The sequence below is a fragment of the Streptomyces sp. NPDC031365 genome (assembly GCF_055569765.1).
In genome coordinates this window covers 87,389-101,419 of sequence record NZ_JBVIIM010000019.1, presented here as the reverse complement: position 1 = coordinate 101,419, position 14,031 = coordinate 87,389, and the positions used below count along the sequence as shown (strand labels likewise).

Here is a 14,031-nt window from a genome sequence, read left to right as displayed (position 1 = left end):
ACGTTCCCGGTCAGGCTCGGGCACGCACGCCCTTGGCCAGCTCGCCGGCGAGCGCGCGGACGGCCTCGACGCCGGCCGCGTCGTCGGGGGCGTCCAGCATCCGCTTGACGAAGGCCGAGCCGACGATCACGCCGTCGGCGAAGCGGGCGACCTCGGCGGCCTGGGCGGGGTTGGAGACGCCCAGGCCGACACAGACCGGGATGTCGGTGGTGGCGCGGGTGCGCCGCACCAGGTCCTCGGCCTGCGCGCCGACCGACTCACGGGTGCCGGTGACGCCCATCAGGGAGGCGGCGTAGACGAAGCCGCTGCCGGCCGCGGTGATCTCGGCGAGCCGCCCGTCCCTGCTGCTGGGCGCGACCACGAAGACGGTGGCGAGCCCGTGCTTCTCCGCGTGCTCCCGCCACAGCGACGACTCCTGGACCGGCAGGTCGGGCAGGATGCACCCGGCGCCGCCCGCCTCGGCGAGCTCGGCGGTGAACCGCTCGACGCCGTAGCGGTCGATGGGGTTCCAGTAGGTCATGACGAGGATCGGCTTGCCGGTGGCCGCGTGCGCCTCGCGGACCGTGCGCATCACGTCGGCGATCTTCACGCCGCCGCGCAGGGCGATGTCGTCGGCGGTCTGGATGACCGGGCCGTCCAGGACGGGGTCGCTGTGCGGCAGACCCACCTCGACGACGTCGGCGCCACCCTCCAGGGCCGCCTTGATGGCCTCGATGCCGCCATCCACGGTCGGGAACCCGGCCGGGAGGTAGGCGATGAGGGCGGAGCGGCCCTCGGACTTCGCCGCGGCGAGGGTGTCGTTCAGCAGCCGCACGTTCCCGCTCACTTGGCGTCCCCCTCGATCTCGGCGGTGCCGGCCGCGTCGGCGGCGACCTCGGCATCGGTGTCGTACAGCCCGAAGTAGCGGGCGGCGGTGTCCATGTCCTTGTCGCCGCGCCCGGACAGGTTGACGACGATCAGCCCGTCCCTGCCCAGCTCCTTGCCGACCTCCAGGGCGCCGGCCAGCGCGTGGGCGCTCTCGATGGCCGGGATGATGCCCTCGGTGCGGGACAGCAGGCGCAGGGCCTGCATGGCGGCGTCGTCGGTGACCGCGCGGTACTCGCCGCGGCCGCTGTCCTTGAGGTGGGAGTGCTCGGGACCGATGCCCGGGTAGTCCAGTCCGGCCGAGATGGAGTACGGCTCGGTGATCTGGCCCTCGTCGTCCTGGAGCACGTAGGAGCGGGAGCCGTGCAGGATGCCGGGCTCGCCCGCGGTGAGGGTGGCCGCGTGCTCACCGGTCTCGATGCCGTGTCCGGCGGGCTCGCAGCCGATGAGGCGTACGCCGGTGTCCGGAATGAAGGCGTGGAAGAGGCCGATGGCGTTGGAACCGCCGCCGACACAGGCGATCGCCGCGTCGGGCAGCCGTCCGGCGCGCTCCAGGAGCTGGCGGCGGGCCTCGACCCCGATGACGCGGTGGAAGTCGCGGACCATCGCCGGGAACGGGTGGGGGCCGGCGACCGTGCCGAACAGGTAGTGGGTGCGGTCCACGTTGGCGACCCAGTCGCGGAACGCCTCGTTGATGGCGTCCTTCAGGGTGCGGCTCCCGGACTTCACGGCGACGACCTCGGCGCCGAGCATGCGCATCCGGGCCACGTTGAGAGCCTGGCGCCGCGTGTCGATCTCGCCCATGTAGATCGTGCAGTCGAGGCCGAAGAGGGCGCAGGCGGTGGCGGTGGCCACGCCGTGCTGACCGGCGCCGGTCTCGGCGATGACGCGGGTCTTGCCCATGCGCTTGGTGAGCAGGGCCTGGCCGAGCACATTGTTGATCTTGTGCGAGCCGGTGTGGTTCAGGTCCTCGCGCTTGAGGAAGACCGTGGCTCCGCCGGCGTGTTCGGCGAAACGGGGGACCTCCGTCAGGGCGGAGGGACGGCCCGTGTAGTGGGCCAGGAGATCGTCGAGCTCCCGGGCGAACTCGGGGTCGGACTTGGCCTTGTCGTACTCGACGGCCACCTCGTCGACTGCCGCGACCAGGGCCTCCGGGATGAACTTGCCGCCGAAAGCGCCGAAGTAGCCTTCGGGATTCGGGGTCTGACCCTCCGGGTCGGGGATGAAGAAGGTGCTGGGCATGCGTGTACCTCACGGTGAGTTTGTGTTGGGCACTCTTCGCCGTGGGAGCGGGGGTTGTCGGCCTGCTTCAGGCCGTGCGTGGCTGGTCGCGCAGTTCCCCGCGCCCGTGAAAGGCACGGTGCTGCCATCGCATGCCGTTGACCTGCCCGGGTTCGTCGCCGATGACGTAGCGGACCCTGCGGCCGTGCACCCGGCGGGCGGGCGCGCGGCAGCCTCGGGGCCTGCAGCCGCGCGCGAGGCGGGCGTACGGGTCCCGGGCGGCCGGGGTCGGCGAGGGGGTCATCGGGCCAGCCTACCGGCGGTGTCAGCCACGGCCGTGGCGGAGTGCCGGGTGTTCGCCCGCTGCCACCAGGTCGGAGACGGCCGTCTTCGGGTCCTTGCCGGTGACCAGCGATTCGCCGACCAGAACGGCGTCGGCGCCCGCGTTGGCGTAGGCGATGAGGTCGTGCGGGCCGCGGACCCCGGACTCGGCGACCCTGACCAGGTGGGCGGGGACCTCGGGGGCGACCCGCTCGAAGGTGCCGCGGTCGACCTCGAGGGTCTTGAGGTTGCGCGCGTTGATGCCGATGACCCTGGCTCCCGCGTCCACCGCGCGCTCCACCTCGTCCTCGTCGTGGACCTCGACGAGCGGCGTGAGCCCCATGGACTCCGCGCGCTCGATCAGCGACTCCAGGGCCGGCTGGTCCAGGGCCGCCACGATCAGCAGCGCCAGGTCGGCGCCGTACGCGCGGGCTTCCCAGAGCTGGTACGACGTGACGATGAAGTCCTTGCGCAGCACGGGGATGTCCACGCGCGCACGGACGGCCTCCAGGTCGGCCAGCGAGCCGCCGAACCGGCGCTCCTCGGTGAGGACGGAGATGACGGCGGCGCCCCCCGCCTCGTAGTCGGCGGCGAGTGCGGCGGGGTCGGCGATCGCGGCCAGCGCGCCCTTGGACGGGCTGGAGCGCTTGACCTCGCAGATCACCTTGACGCCGTCGCCGCGCAGGGCGGCCACGCCGTCCTTGGCCGCGGGGGCCTTCGCCGCGCGTTCCTTGAGCTCGTCGAGGCTGACGCGCGCCTGCCGCTCCGCGAGGTCGGCACGGACTCCGTCGATGATCTCGTCGAGCACACTCACGCGAGCGGCCCCCTTCCTTGCGGTCGGTCTTCGATGGTCACTGCGATGGTATCCGGAGCAGGGCGTATGCCTCACATCCGGTCGGCGCCGGTCCCTCGCCCGCCCTCGGACCAGCTTCGCACGGCCCGGGCGGGAGGTCCCGTCCTGGACGCCCGCCATGGGTCAAGGATGCAGCCAGCCGCCGAACGGCAGGTTCCGGACAACGGTGAAGACCAGCAGCAACGTGCCCAGGGACCACAGCAGCACCGGCGGCGGATCGATCCTCGGGGGTGGTCCGCCACGTGCCGCGCGGACCACCCAGACGGTCCACAGCACGGCGAAGCCCGCGTAGCCGAGGACGGCGGGCGCGTTGGCCTGGAGCGCTGTTAGGAGGTCGCCGTGGGCGACGGCGTGCGCGCTGCGCAGTCCGCCGCAGCCGGGGCAGTACAGACCGGTGAGGTGCAGCAGCGGACAGACGGGGTAGTGGCCGGGCTCGTTGGGGTCCACGGCCCCGACGTAGACGAAGGCGCCGGCGACGGCGGCGAGCATCCCGGCGGGGACGGCCAGCCGGGTCGTCCTGTTGCGGGGCACGCTGGGGCTGGGAGCGTTCACGTGGTGCATTGTGCCCCGAAAGCGGGTCAGGGGCGGTTCCGGCTCCGCCGTGCGGGCCACCGCCCCTGTCCTGGGTGCCGGGTGGTGCTCAGCGCTCGGCGCCGGCCGGTGTGCGGTCGCCGGTGACCTCGTGCACGGGGTGGTCGCGCTTCGGCTGGCCCATGCCCATCGCGCGCATGACGGCGCCGACGAGACCGCCGAGGAGGATGACGCCGATGCTTGCCCAGAACCCCACGGGCTGGTTCATCACCATGAACGCACCCGCCGCGCAGAAACCGATGAAGGCGATGATGACACCGGTCCAGGCGGCCGGGGTGTGACCGTGGTTGCTGCCCGCCATTGCTTGCTCCTCGTTGCTGTGTACGTGTCTGAGCGGGGCGCTCCCCACCATCATCCCGCACGACCCGGTCCCGGGTGATCGGGGGTACCGGACAGGTACGCCGGCCGCGGGCACTCGTGCCGCCGGGGCGATCGTGGTCCCCCCGCTCGAGCGAAGCCGCTCGAGCGAAGCCGGGAGTGGGGAGGGTGGGAGTGGGGAGGGTGGGCGCGACGGCACCCGGCGGACGCCGGGCCGCGCAGCCTCCCCCCGGCCCACAGCACAGTCATGCCCCGGTAGGGTCCTCGCCCCGGTCGAGCGCCTTCCAGAGGTCCTCCGGACGGTCCGGGTCGACCGGCGGCGCCTCACGGCGTGGCCGGGCCGCCGCCCCGCCCCGCTCGTAGCGGCCCGACATCGCCGGCCACAGCCGCCCGTACCGGAGCGCCAGCAGCCCCGCCACCAACAGCAGTGCTCCACCCGCTGCGGCGACGTACGGCCACGCCGTGTGGCTGAGGGCGTCGACCGTCGCCGACGTGTCGCCGGACACCTGCGCGGCCTGCTCGTTGAGCGCCGTACGGTCCGACGCCCCGAGCAGCGCCGCCGTGATCGTGCCCGCCCCGGAGAGGGCGAGCAGCGCGGCGACGGCGAGGCGGCCGGCCCGGCGGACGGCGAAGACGGCGACGAGTGCGGCCAGCCCGACAACGGCCAGGGCGGCCGGGACCCCGGTGACGTCGCTGCCCTTGGCGGTGAGGGGGAACGGGCCGCCGGCCACCGTGATGGTGCCCTCCGACCACTGCTGCCGGGTGGCGAGCAGCACCACGGCCGCGCCGAGGGCGCCGCACAGCAGGGCGACGGCGAGGCTGAGGCGGCCGGTCCGGGCGGAGCCGGCGGACTCGGAACGGGGGGTAGGTACAGCAGTCACGACGTCCACTATCGCGCGAACCCCGGGCGAACCGACACCCGGGGGTTCGTCCCGGAGGCCTCAGGCCCTCCCCAGCCGGTTCGCCGTGTGCACCGCGCGCAGCACCGCCGCCGCCTTGTTGCGGCACTCGGTGTCCTCGGCGACCGGGTCCGAATCGGCCACGATCCCGGCTCCGGCCTGGACGTACGCGGTGCCGTCCCGCAGCAGGGCGGTACGGATGGCGATGGCCGTGTCGGAGTCGCCGGCGAAGTCCAGGTAGCCGACGCAGCCGCCGTACAGTCCGCGCCGGGACGGTTCGAGTTCGTCGATGATCTGCATCGCACGGGGCTTGGGCGCGCCGGAGAGCGTGCCGGCAGGGAAGCAGGCGGTGAGTACGTCGAAGGCGGTGCGGTCGCCGGTGACCCGGCCGGTGACCGTCGAGACGATGTGCATGACGTGCGAGTAGCGCTCGACGGACATGAAGTCGACGACCTCGACGGAGCCGGGTTCGCAGACCCGTCCGAGGTCGTTGCGGCCCAGGTCGACGAGCATGAGGTGCTCGGCGCGCTCCTTGGGGTCGGCGAGCAGTTCGTCGGCGAGGGCCTGGTCCTCCCGCGGGGTGGCGCCGCGGTGCCGGGTGCCGGCGATGGGGTGGACCATGGCCTGGCCGTCCTCGACCTTCACCAGGGCCTCGGGGGAGGAACCGGCCACGTCGAAGCCGTCGAAGCGGAACAGGTACATGTACGGCGAGGGGTTGGTGGCCCGCAGCACCCGGTAGACGTCGAGAGCGCTCGCCGTGCACGGGGTCTCGAACCGCTGGGAGGGAACGACCTGGAAGGCCTCGCCCGCGCGGATGCGTTCCTTGACGTCCTCCACCGCCAGCTGGAAGTCCGGGCCGCCCCACAGGGCGGTGTACTCGGGCAGCTCGGAGGGCGGCAGCACGGCGGGCGGCTGGGCCACCGCCCGGGTGAGGTCGGCCTCCATGGCGTCGAGCCGCGCCACGGCGTCGGCGTAGGCCTCGTCGACGCCGGTCTCCAGATCGTTGTGGTTGATCGCGTTGGCGATCAACCAGACGGCGCCCTCCCAGTGGTCCATGACGGCGAGGTCGCTGGTGAGCAGCATGGTCAGCTCGGGCAGCTCAAGATCGTCCCGCTCCCCGGGGCCGATCTTCTCCAGGCGGCGCACGATGTCGTAGCCGAGGTAGCCGACCATGCCGCCGGTGAAGGGTGGCAGACCCAGGTCGTCGGCGAGGTCACGCGGGGTGTGCAGGGCCTCCAGGGTGGCGCGCAGGACGCCGAGCGGGTCGCCGCCGGCGGAGACGCCCACGGGCGGGGTGCCCTCCCAGTGCGCCCGTCCGTTTCGTTCGGTGAGGGTGGCGGCGCTGCGGACGCCGACGAAGGAGTAGCGGGACCAGGAGCGGCCGTTCTCTGCGGACTCGAGCAGAAAAGTACCCGGGCGCTCGCCGGCCAGCTTGCGGTAGAGCGCGACCGGGGTGTCGCCGTCGGCGAGGAGCTTGCGGGTGACCGGGACGACCCGGCGGTCGGTGGCGAGCTTGCGGAAGGTCTCGAGGTCCATGGCGGCAGACCTTACTGATCCGCGGCGGGAGCGTCCGCCACCAGCACGTCGGCGTCGAAGCAGGTCCGCGCGCCGGTGTGGCAGGCCGCGCCGACCTGGTCGACCTTGACCAGCACGGTGTCGGCGTCGCAGTCCAGGGCGACCGACCTGACCCACTGGACGTGGCCGGAGGTGTCGCCCTTGACCCAGTACTCCTGGCGGCTGCGCGACCAGTAGGTGCAGCGGCCGGTGGTCAGCGTGCGATGCAGCGCCTCGTCATCCATCCAGCCCAGCATCAGCACCTCCCCGGTGTCGTACTGCTGGGCGATGGCGGGCAGGAGGCCGTCGGCGCTGTGCTTGAGCCGCGCGGCGATCTCCGGGGCGAGGCGGCTGGGCCGGGACATGCTGGTCATGCGGACCATTGTGCCGCGCGGAGCGATCGCGTCCGCGCGGCTGTCCACTGGGCGGACCCTCCGGCTGGTCGTAGGCTGGCTTGCATGTCGACCCATGCGAAGCGTGAACGACTCCTTCTGGCCGATCTGCTGGAGACCACGGGCGCGGAGGCCCCCACTCTGTGCGAGGGCTGGACGACCCGGGATCTCGCCGCCCACGTGGTGGTGCGCGAACGCCGCCCCGACGCGGCCGGCGGCATGCTGGTGAAACAGCTCGCGCCACGTCTGGAGCGGGTGATGGCGGAGTTCACCGCCAAGCCGTACGAGGAGCTGATCCAGCTCATCCGTACCGGCCCCCCGCGCTTCTCGCCCTTCTCCCTCAAGCAGGTCGACGAGTTGTCGAACATCGTCGAGTTCTACGTCCATACCGAGGACGTCCGCCGCGCCCAGCCCGAGTGGACGCCGCGCGAGCTGGACCCGGTGTTCCAGGACGCACTGTGGTCGCGGCTCGAGCGTTCCGCGCGGCTGATGGGCCGCGGGGTTCCGACGGGCCTGGTGCTGCGCCGTCCGGACGGGCAGACGGTGGTGGCCCACCGCGGCGCGCCCGTGGTCACGGTGACCGGGGAGCCGTCCGAGCTGGTGCTGTTCGCCTACGGGCGGCAGAGCGCGGCCAGGGTCGAGCTGGACGGCGACGAGAACGCGATCGCGAAGGTGCGGGAGACCAGGCAGCTCGGCATCTGATCCGTACCCGAAAGGCGCAGCTCGTGATCAAAGTGGCCATGACCAGCGTGTACGTGGACGACGTGGCGAAGGCGCACGCCTTCTACACCGATGTCCTCGGTTTCGAGACGCGCACCCACATGGATATGGGCGACGGTGCGCTGTTCGTCACCGTGGGCGCGCGCGAGGGCGCCCAGCGGGATCTGGAGCTGCTGCTGGAGCCCGGGCAGGGATCCATCGCCGAGCCGTACCGCCGGGCGGTACGGGAGGCGGGACTGCCGGCGATCGTCTTCTCCGTGGACGACCTCCGCGCGGAGTACGAGCGGCTGCGCGGGGAGGGTGTCCACTTCGTCCATGACCCGCGGGAGCAGGGCCCGGTGATCTCCGCCGTCCTGGACGACACGGTCGGCAACCTCATCCAGCTGGCACAGCCGACGGGCTGAGCCTCACCGCACGGGGTGGCCGGCTCCGCGCAGTGTGTCCTTGACCTGGCCGATGCGCAGGTCACCGAAGTGGAAGACCGAGGCGGCCAGCACCGCGTCCGCGCCGGCCGCGACGGCGGGCGGGAAGTCACCGAGCTTTCCGGCGCCACCGGAGGCGATCACCGGGACGGTGACGTGCTTCCGGACGGCGGTGATCATCTCCAGGTCGTAGCCGTCCTTGGTGCCGTCGGCGTCCATGGAGTTCAGCAGGATCTCGCCCGCACCCAGCTCGGCGGCGCGGTGCGCCCACTCCACGGCGTCGATGCCGGTGCCGCGCCGGCCGCCGTGCGTGGTCACCTCGAAGGACCCGGCCTCGGTACGGCGGGCGTCCACCGAGAGCACCAGGACCTGCCGGCCGAAACGCTCGGCGATCTCGCGGATGAGCTCGGGGCGGGCGATGGCGGCGGTGTTGACACCGACCTTGTCGGCGCCCGCGCGGAGCAGCTTGTTCACGTCGTCGGCGGTGCGGACGCCGCCGCCCACCGTCAGCGGGATGAACACCTGCTCGGCGGTGCGGCGCACCACGTCGTAGGTCGTCTCACGGTCGCCGGACGAGGCGGTGATGTCCAGGAACGTCAGCTCGTCGGCACCCTCGGCGTCGTACACCTTGGCCATTTCGACGGGATCGCCCGCGTCCCGCAGGTTCTGGAAGTTCACACCCTTGACGACCCGGCCGTTGTCCACGTCCAGGCAGGGGATGACTCGGACCGCCAGGGTCATGAATCCACGGCTCCTCTGAATGCTTCGAGTTCCACTGAGACCAGGACGCGCGAGTCGACGAAGCCCTCGACCACCAGCAGGGTGGTGACCGGGCGCACCGCGTCGAACAGCTCCTTGTGCGCGCGCCCGGCGGCGTCGATGTCCCGCGCGTGGGCGAGATGAACGCGTGTGCGGATCACTGACTCGATACCGAGCCCGAACTCGGCGATCGCCTCCAGCGCGATGGTGAAGGCCACCTTGGCCTGTTCGTACGGGTCCCCGTCCCCGTACAGCATGTCGCCGCGGAACGCGGTCGTGCCCGCCACCAGGACGCGGTCGCCCGCCGCCACGGCGCGCGCGAAGCCGAGGGACTCCTCCCAGGGGCTCCCGCTCTGCACGCGCCGTACGGCCCCGGATGTCATCGCGACGTGTCCTTCGTGACCTGAAGGGCCTCTTCCAGGGTGAACGCCTTGGCGTAGAGGGCCTTGCCGACGATGGAGCCCTCGACGCCGAGCGGGACGAGCCGGGCGATGGCGCGCAGGTCGTCCAGGGAGGAGACCCCGCCGGAGGCGACCACCGGGCGGTCGGTGGCGGCGCAGACGTTCTCCAGCAGCTCCAGATTGGGTCCCTGGAGGGTGCCGTCCTTGGCGATGTCGGTGACCACGTAGCGGGCGCAGCCCTCCTTGTTGAGACGCTCCAGCGTCTCGTAGAGGTCTCCGCCGTCGCGGGTCCAGCCGCGGCCGCGCAGGGTGGTGCCGCGTACGTCGAGGCCGACGGCGATCCTGTCGCCGTGCTCGGCGATGACCTTGGCGACCCACTCGGGGGTCTCCAGGGCGGCGGTGCCGAGGTTGACGCGGGTGCAGCCGGTGGCGAGGGCGGCGGCGAGGGTGTCGTCGTCGCGGATGCCACCGGACAGTTCGACCTTGATGTCCATCGCTCCGGTGACCTCGGCGATCAGCGCGCGGTTGTCGCCGGTGCCGAACGCGGCGTCCAGGTCGACCAGGTGCAGCCACTCGGCACCCGAGCGCTGCCAGGCGAGCGCGGCCTCCAGGGGGGAGCCGTACGACGTTTCCGTCCCGGACTCGCCGTGCACGAGGCGGACGGCCTGGCCGTCGCGGACGTCGACGGCGGGGAGGAGTTCGAGCTTGGCCATGTTTCTACAGGGTTCCGATCCAGTTGGTGAGGAGCTGGGCACCGGCGTCGCCGGACTTCTCGGGGTGGAACTGGGTGGCCCACAGGGCGCCGTTCTCCACAGCCGCCACGAAGGGCTTGCCGTGGGTGGACCAGGTGACCAGCGGGGCGCGCATCGCCGGGTTCGTGGACTCGAGGGCCCAGTCGTGGACGGCGTAGGAGTGCACGAAGTAGAAGCGGGTGTCCGCGTCGAGGCCGGCGAACAGTCCGGAGCCGGCCGGGACGTCCACGGTGTTCCAGCCCATGTGGGGCACGATCTCGGCCTGGAGCGGCTCGACCGAGCCGGGCCACTCGCCGAGGCCCTCGCTCTCCACGCCGTGCTCGATGCCCCGCGCGAAGAGGATCTGCATGCCGACGCAGATCCCCATCACCGGGCGGCCGCCGGACAGCCTGCGGTCGACGATCCAGTCACCGCGCGCCTCCTTGAGGCCCCTCATGCAGGCGGCGAAGGCGCCGACGCCGGGCACGAGCAGCCCGTCGGCGTTCATGGCACGGTCGAAGTCACGGGTGATCTCGACGTCGGCTCCCGCGCGGGCGAGGGCGCGCTCGGCCGAGCGGACGTTGCCGAAGCCGTAGTCGAAGACCACGACCTTCTTGGTGGTGCTCAAATCCTCACACCTCCAGCCACATGAGGCCCGTGACGAGACACATCGCGGCGCCGATCGAGAGCAGCACGATGAGGCTCGTGGGCATCTTCTGCTTGACGAAGGAGACGATCCCGCCGACGAAGAACAGGCCGAGGACGATCAGGACGGTGGACAGACCGTTCATACCTACAGCGCGCCCTTCGTGGAGGGCAGGATGCCGGCCGCGCGGGGGTCGCGTTCGGAGGCGTAGCGCAGGGCGCGGGCGAGCGCCTTGAACTGGCATTCCACGATGTGGTGCGCGTTGCGGCCGTAGGGCACGTGCACGTGCAGCGCGATCTGGGCCTGGGCGACGAAGGACTCCAGGATGTGCCGGGTCATCGTCACGTCGTACGCGCCGATCATCGGCGCCATGTTCTCGGGCTCGGTGTGCACGAGGTAGGGGCGGCCGGACAGGTCGACGGTGACCTGGGCGAGGGACTCGTCCAGCGGGACCGTGCAGTTGCCGAAGCGGTGGATGCCCACCTTGTCGCCGAGCGCCTGCTTGAAGGCGGCACCGAGCGCGAGGGCGGTGTCCTCGATGGTGTGGTGGGAGTCGATGTGCAGGTCGCCCTCGGTCTTCACGGTCAGGTCGAACAGACCGTGCCGGCCGAGCTGGTCGAGCATGTGGTCGTAGAAGCCGACCCCGGTGGAGATCTGGGTCTTGCCGGTGCCGTCGAGGTCGATCTCGACGAGGACGGACGTTTCCTTGGTGGTGCGTTCCACGCGTCCTACGCGGGTCATGCGCTCTGCTCCTTCTTGAAGTCACGTACCGCGTCGAGGAACGCGTCGTTTTCGGCCGGGGTGCCCGCGGTGACCCGCAGCCATCCCGGTACGCCGTTGTCACGGACCAGGACGCCCCGGTCGAGGATCTCGCGCCAGGCGGCGTGGGAGTCCTCGAACCTGCCGAACTGGACGAAGTTCGCGTCGGACTCGGTGACGTCGTAGCCGAGGGCGCGCAGTTCGGCGACCAGCCGGTCGCGCTCCGACTTCAGCTGCTCGACGTACTTCAGCAGCGTGTCGGTGTGTTCCAGGGCGGCCAGCGCGGTCGCCTGGGTGATCGCCGACAGGTGGTACGGCAGCCGGACCAGCTGGACGGCGTCGACGACCGCGGGGTGCGCGGCCAGGTAGCCGAGGCGCAGTCCCGCCGCGCCGAACGCCTTCGACATGGTGCGGGAGACGACCAGGTTCGGGCGTCCGTCGAGCAGCGGCAGAAGCGAGCCGCCGTGGCTGAACTCGATGTAGGCCTCGTCGACCACCACCATGGACGGCCCCGCCGCCTGGGCGGCCTCGTACAGGGCGAGGACCGTCTCGGCGGGAACCGCGTTGCCGGTGGGGTTGTTGGGGGTGGTGACGAAGACGACGTCGGGCCGGTGCTCGGCAATCGCCTTCTCCGCGGCGGCGAGGTCGATGGTGAAGTCCTCGTTGCGCGGTCCGGAGATCCAGCGGGTGCCGGTACCGCGCGAGATGAGGCCGTGCATCGAGTACGACGGCTCGAAACCGATCGCCGTGCGGCCCGGTCCGCCGAAGGTCTGCAGCAGTTGCTGGATGACCTCGTTGGAGCCGTTGGCCGCCCACACGTTCTCGACGCCGACCGGGTGGCCGGCGGTCTTCGTCAGGTAGGCGGCCAGCGCGGTGCGCAGTTCGACGGCGTCCCGGTCGGGGTAGCGGTTGAGGTTCCGGGCGGCTTCGCGGACCCGCTCGGTGATCCGCTCGACCAGCGGCTCGGGCAGCGGGTAGGGGTTCTCGTTGGTGTTCAGCCGTACGGGGACGTCCAGTTGGGGCGCGCCGTAGGGGGACTTGCCGCGCAGCTCGTCCCGTACGGGAAGATCGTCGATTCCGAAGCTCACGTGTTCTCAGGCACCTTCCACCCGAACCTTGCCTTGATCGCCGCGCCGTGCGCGGGCAGGTCCTCCGCCTCCGCCAGCGTCACCACGTGGTGCGCGACCTCGGCCAGCGCGTCCTCGGTGTAGTCGACGATGTGGATGCCGCGCAGGAAGGACTGCACGGACAGGCCCGAGGAGTGACAGGCGCAGCCGCCGGTGGGCAGGACGTGGTTGGAGCCGGCCGCGTAGTCGCCGAGGGAGACCGGGGACCAGGGGCCGACGAAGACCGCGCCCGCGTTGCGCACCCGGTCGGCGACCGCGGCGGCGTCGGCGGTCTGGATCTCCAGGTGCTCGGCGCCGTAGGCGTCGACGACCCGCAGGCCCTCGTCGAGGCCGTCGACCAGCACGATCGCGGACTGGCGGCCCTTGAGGGCCGGGACGATCCGGTCGTCGATGTGCTTGCTGGCCTCGACCTGCGGCTTCAGTTCCCTCTCCACCGCGTCCGCGAGTTCCGCGGAGTCGGTGACCAGGACGGCGGCGGCCAGCGGGTCGTGCTCGGCCTGGCTGATCAGGTCGGAGGCCACGTGCGCCGGGTCGGCCGTGGAGTCCGCGAGGATCGCGATCTCGGTCGGGCCGGCCTCGGCGTCGATGCCGATACGGCCGGTGAAGTAGCGCTTGGCGGCGGCGACCCAGATGTTCCCGGGGCCGGTGACCATGTTCGCGGGCGGGCAGGACTCGGTGCCGTACGCGAACATCGCGACGGCGGTGGCGCCACCGGCGGCGTACACCTCGTCGACGCCGAGCAGGGCGCATGCGGCGAGGATCGTCGGGTGCGGCAGGCCGCCGAAGTCGGCCTGGGCCGGGGAGGCGAGCGCGACGGACGGGACGCCGGCCTCCTGGGCGGGCACGACGTTCATGATCACGGAGGACGGGTAGACGGACCGGCCACCCGGCGCGTACAGGCCCACACGGTCGACCGGGACCCACTTCTCGGTGACGGTGCCCCCGGGCACCACCTGGGTGGTGTGGGTGGTGCGGCGCTGCTCGCGGTGGACCAGCCGGGCGCGGCGGATGGACTCCTCCAGGGCCGCGCGCACGGCAGGGTCCAGTTCCTCCAGCGCGCGTGTGAGCGCGACGGCCGGGACACGCACCCGGTCGAGCCGGACGCCGTCGAACCGCTCGGCGAAGTCGATCAGCGCCGCGTCGCCCCGATGATGCACGTCCTCGCAGAGGGGCCGCACCTTCTCGAGGGCGGCCGCGACGTCGAAGTCGGCTCGGGGCAGCAGGTCGCGCAGGGCGGAACCCTCGGGGAGGGCGTCGCCGCGCAGATCGATTCGTGAGATCACGTGCTCAATTCTCTCAGACCCGGCCGGTGGGCCGTCCGCGCGTTCCAGTGGCTGATACGGAACCCCCGCGGTAACGGTCCGCGCACATGGACGAGATTCTCTTCACTTTCCGTGTTCGACATGTCACCGCACCGGGCATCACCGGTTGTACGAAGGGATGAACCGACGAG

At 71.8% G+C, this 14,031-nt stretch carries 19 protein-coding genes; 2 read left to right on the top strand and 17 right to left on the bottom strand.

Going from position 1 to position 14,031, the window contains the following annotated elements; genetic code table 11:
- Positions 1 to 10: 10 nt before the first annotated feature.
- From trpA to hisI, 9 genes are all read right to left on the bottom strand, one after another.
- Positions 11 to 826 carry a tryptophan synthase subunit alpha gene (gene trpA, locus ACZ5C2_RS25640; RefSeq protein ID WP_468795319.1) on the bottom strand — a complete coding sequence of 272 codons (816 nt, stop codon included), beginning with the start codon at positions 824 to 826 and terminating at the stop codon, positions 11 to 13.
- Positions 823 to 2,106: a tryptophan synthase subunit beta gene (gene trpB, locus ACZ5C2_RS25635; RefSeq protein ID WP_468795316.1), complete on the bottom strand. Its 1,284-nt coding sequence runs from the start codon at positions 2,104 to 2,106 to the stop codon at positions 823 to 825. Before trpB ends, trpA begins: the two co-directional genes overlap by 4 nt.
- 67 nt (positions 2,107 to 2,173) lie before the next feature.
- Positions 2,174 to 2,389, bottom strand: coding sequence for a tryptophan biosynthesis modulator TrpM (gene trpM / locus ACZ5C2_RS25630; RefSeq protein WP_468795313.1), 216 nt, complete (start codon positions 2,387 to 2,389; stop codon positions 2,174 to 2,176).
- 21 nt (positions 2,390 to 2,410) lie between these two features.
- On the bottom strand, positions 2,411 to 3,220 hold the full coding sequence (gene trpC / locus ACZ5C2_RS25625) for an indole-3-glycerol phosphate synthase TrpC (RefSeq protein ID WP_468795309.1): 810 nt from the start codon (positions 3,218 to 3,220) through the stop codon (positions 2,411 to 2,413).
- Between the two features lie 162 nt (positions 3,221 to 3,382).
- On the bottom strand, positions 3,383 to 3,820 hold the full coding sequence (locus tag ACZ5C2_RS25620; RefSeq protein ID WP_468795306.1) for a DUF2752 domain-containing protein: 438 nt from the start codon (positions 3,818 to 3,820) through the stop codon (positions 3,383 to 3,385).
- 79 nt (positions 3,821 to 3,899) lie between these two features.
- Positions 3,900 to 4,151 carry an HGxxPAAW family protein gene (locus tag ACZ5C2_RS25615; RefSeq protein ID WP_468795303.1) on the bottom strand — a complete coding sequence of 84 codons (252 nt, stop codon included), beginning with the start codon at positions 4,149 to 4,151 and terminating at the stop codon, positions 3,900 to 3,902.
- Between the two features lie 262 nt (positions 4,152 to 4,413).
- Positions 4,414 to 5,058, bottom strand: a complete 645-nt coding sequence (locus ACZ5C2_RS25610) for a TIGR02234 family membrane protein (RefSeq protein WP_468795300.1) — start codon at positions 5,056 to 5,058, stop codon at positions 4,414 to 4,416.
- 51 nt (positions 5,059 to 5,109) lie between these two features.
- Positions 5,110 to 6,603, bottom strand: a complete 1,494-nt coding sequence (locus tag ACZ5C2_RS25605; protein ID WP_468795297.1) for an anthranilate synthase component I — start codon at positions 6,601 to 6,603, stop codon at positions 5,110 to 5,112.
- An 11-nt stretch (positions 6,604 to 6,614) separates the two neighbouring features.
- A complete protein-coding gene (hisI, locus tag ACZ5C2_RS25600) occupies positions 6,615 to 7,004 on the bottom strand; it encodes a phosphoribosyl-AMP cyclohydrolase (RefSeq protein ID WP_468795486.1) in 390 nt (129 codons plus the stop codon).
- Positions 7,005 to 7,079: 75 nt separating this feature from the next.
- Between hisI and ACZ5C2_RS25595 the strand changes: the two genes are divergently transcribed.
- On the top strand, positions 7,080 to 7,715 hold the full coding sequence (locus ACZ5C2_RS25595) for a TIGR03085 family metal-binding protein (protein ID WP_468795294.1): 636 nt from the start codon (positions 7,080 to 7,082) through the stop codon (positions 7,713 to 7,715).
- Positions 7,716 to 7,738: 23 nt separating this feature from the next.
- Complete coding sequence (locus ACZ5C2_RS25590) at positions 7,739 to 8,137, top strand: VOC family protein (RefSeq protein ID WP_468795291.1); 399 nt, start codon at positions 7,739 to 7,741, stop codon at positions 8,135 to 8,137.
- 3 nt (positions 8,138 to 8,140) lie between these two features.
- On the opposite strand, the gene hisF is transcribed toward ACZ5C2_RS25590, so the two are convergent.
- The 8 genes from hisF to hisD are packed head-to-tail and all read right to left on the bottom strand — an operon-like array spanning position 8,141 to position 13,861.
- Positions 8,141 to 8,896 (bottom strand): imidazole glycerol phosphate synthase subunit HisF, encoded by a 756-nt coding sequence (gene hisF / locus ACZ5C2_RS25585; RefSeq protein WP_468795288.1) that lies wholly within the window; start codon positions 8,894 to 8,896, stop codon positions 8,141 to 8,143.
- Positions 8,893 to 9,297 carry a RidA family protein gene (locus tag ACZ5C2_RS25580; protein WP_468795285.1) on the bottom strand — a complete coding sequence of 135 codons (405 nt, stop codon included), beginning with the start codon at positions 9,295 to 9,297 and terminating at the stop codon, positions 8,893 to 8,895. The genes hisF and ACZ5C2_RS25580 overlap by 4 nt, the downstream gene beginning before the upstream one ends.
- Positions 9,294 to 10,028, bottom strand: coding sequence for a bifunctional 1-(5-phosphoribosyl)-5-((5-phosphoribosylamino)methylideneamino)imidazole-4-carboxamide isomerase/phosphoribosylanthranilate isomerase PriA (priA, locus tag ACZ5C2_RS25575; RefSeq protein WP_468795282.1), 735 nt, complete (start codon positions 10,026 to 10,028; stop codon positions 9,294 to 9,296). The genes ACZ5C2_RS25580 and priA overlap by 4 nt, the downstream gene beginning before the upstream one ends.
- Positions 10,029 to 10,032: 4 nt before the next feature.
- The gene (gene hisH / locus ACZ5C2_RS25570) at positions 10,033 to 10,674 is read right to left on the bottom strand and encodes an imidazole glycerol phosphate synthase subunit HisH (protein ID WP_468795279.1); all 642 of its coding nucleotides are present in this window, start codon (positions 10,672 to 10,674) and stop codon (positions 10,033 to 10,035) included.
- 4 nt (positions 10,675 to 10,678) lie between these two features.
- Entirely contained in the window at positions 10,679 to 10,837 is a 159-nt protein-coding gene (locus ACZ5C2_RS25565; protein ID WP_468795276.1) for a hypothetical protein, read from the bottom strand.
- Between the two features lie 2 nt (positions 10,838 to 10,839).
- Positions 10,840 to 11,433, bottom strand: a complete 594-nt coding sequence (gene hisB / locus ACZ5C2_RS25560) for an imidazoleglycerol-phosphate dehydratase HisB (protein WP_468795273.1) — start codon at positions 11,431 to 11,433, stop codon at positions 10,840 to 10,842.
- Positions 11,430 to 12,539, bottom strand: a complete 1,110-nt coding sequence (locus ACZ5C2_RS25555; protein ID WP_468795270.1) for a histidinol-phosphate transaminase — start codon at positions 12,537 to 12,539, stop codon at positions 11,430 to 11,432. Before ACZ5C2_RS25555 ends, hisB begins: the two co-directional genes overlap by 4 nt.
- The gene (gene hisD / locus ACZ5C2_RS25550) at positions 12,536 to 13,861 is read right to left on the bottom strand and encodes a histidinol dehydrogenase (RefSeq protein ID WP_468795267.1); all 1,326 of its coding nucleotides are present in this window, start codon (positions 13,859 to 13,861) and stop codon (positions 12,536 to 12,538) included. Before hisD ends, ACZ5C2_RS25555 begins: the two co-directional genes overlap by 4 nt.
- Between the last annotated feature and the right edge of the window lie 170 nt (positions 13,862 to 14,031).

What these genes read in the sequence shown, in the direction of transcription:
- trpB (WP_468795316.1), bottom strand. Translation starts at nt 2,106, where the DNA reads ATGCCCAGCACCTTCTTCATCCCCGACCCGGAGGGTCAGACCCCGAAT.
- hisB (WP_468795273.1), bottom strand. Translation starts at nt 11,433, where the DNA reads ATGACCCGCGTAGGACGCGTGGAACGCACCACCAAGGAAACGTCCGTC.
- trpM (WP_468795313.1), bottom strand. Translation starts at nt 2,389, where the DNA reads ATGACCCCCTCGCCGACCCCGGCCGCCCGGGACCCGTACGCCCGCCTC.
- ACZ5C2_RS25605 (WP_468795297.1), bottom strand. Translation starts at nt 6,603, where the DNA reads ATGGACCTCGAGACCTTCCGCAAGCTCGCCACCGACCGCCGGGTCGTC.
- ACZ5C2_RS25580 (WP_468795285.1), bottom strand. Translation starts at nt 9,297, where the DNA reads ATGACATCCGGGGCCGTACGGCGCGTGCAGAGCGGGAGCCCCTGGGAG.
- hisI (WP_468795486.1), bottom strand. Translation starts at nt 7,004, where the DNA reads ATGGTCCGCATGACCAGCATGTCCCGGCCCAGCCGCCTCGCCCCGGAG.
- ACZ5C2_RS25595 (WP_468795294.1), top strand. Translation starts at nt 7,080, where the DNA reads ATGTCGACCCATGCGAAGCGTGAACGACTCCTTCTGGCCGATCTGCTG.
- priA (WP_468795282.1), bottom strand. Translation starts at nt 10,028, where the DNA reads ATGGCCAAGCTCGAACTCCTCCCCGCCGTCGACGTCCGCGACGGCCAG.
- ACZ5C2_RS25615 (WP_468795303.1), bottom strand. Translation starts at nt 4,151, where the DNA reads ATGGCGGGCAGCAACCACGGTCACACCCCGGCCGCCTGGACCGGTGTC.
- hisF (WP_468795288.1), bottom strand. Translation starts at nt 8,896, where the DNA reads ATGACCCTGGCGGTCCGAGTCATCCCCTGCCTGGACGTGGACAACGGC.
- ACZ5C2_RS25620 (WP_468795306.1), bottom strand. Translation starts at nt 3,820, where the DNA reads ATGCACCACGTGAACGCTCCCAGCCCCAGCGTGCCCCGCAACAGGACG.
- ACZ5C2_RS25565 (WP_468795276.1), bottom strand. Translation starts at nt 10,837, where the DNA reads ATGAACGGTCTGTCCACCGTCCTGATCGTCCTCGGCCTGTTCTTCGTC.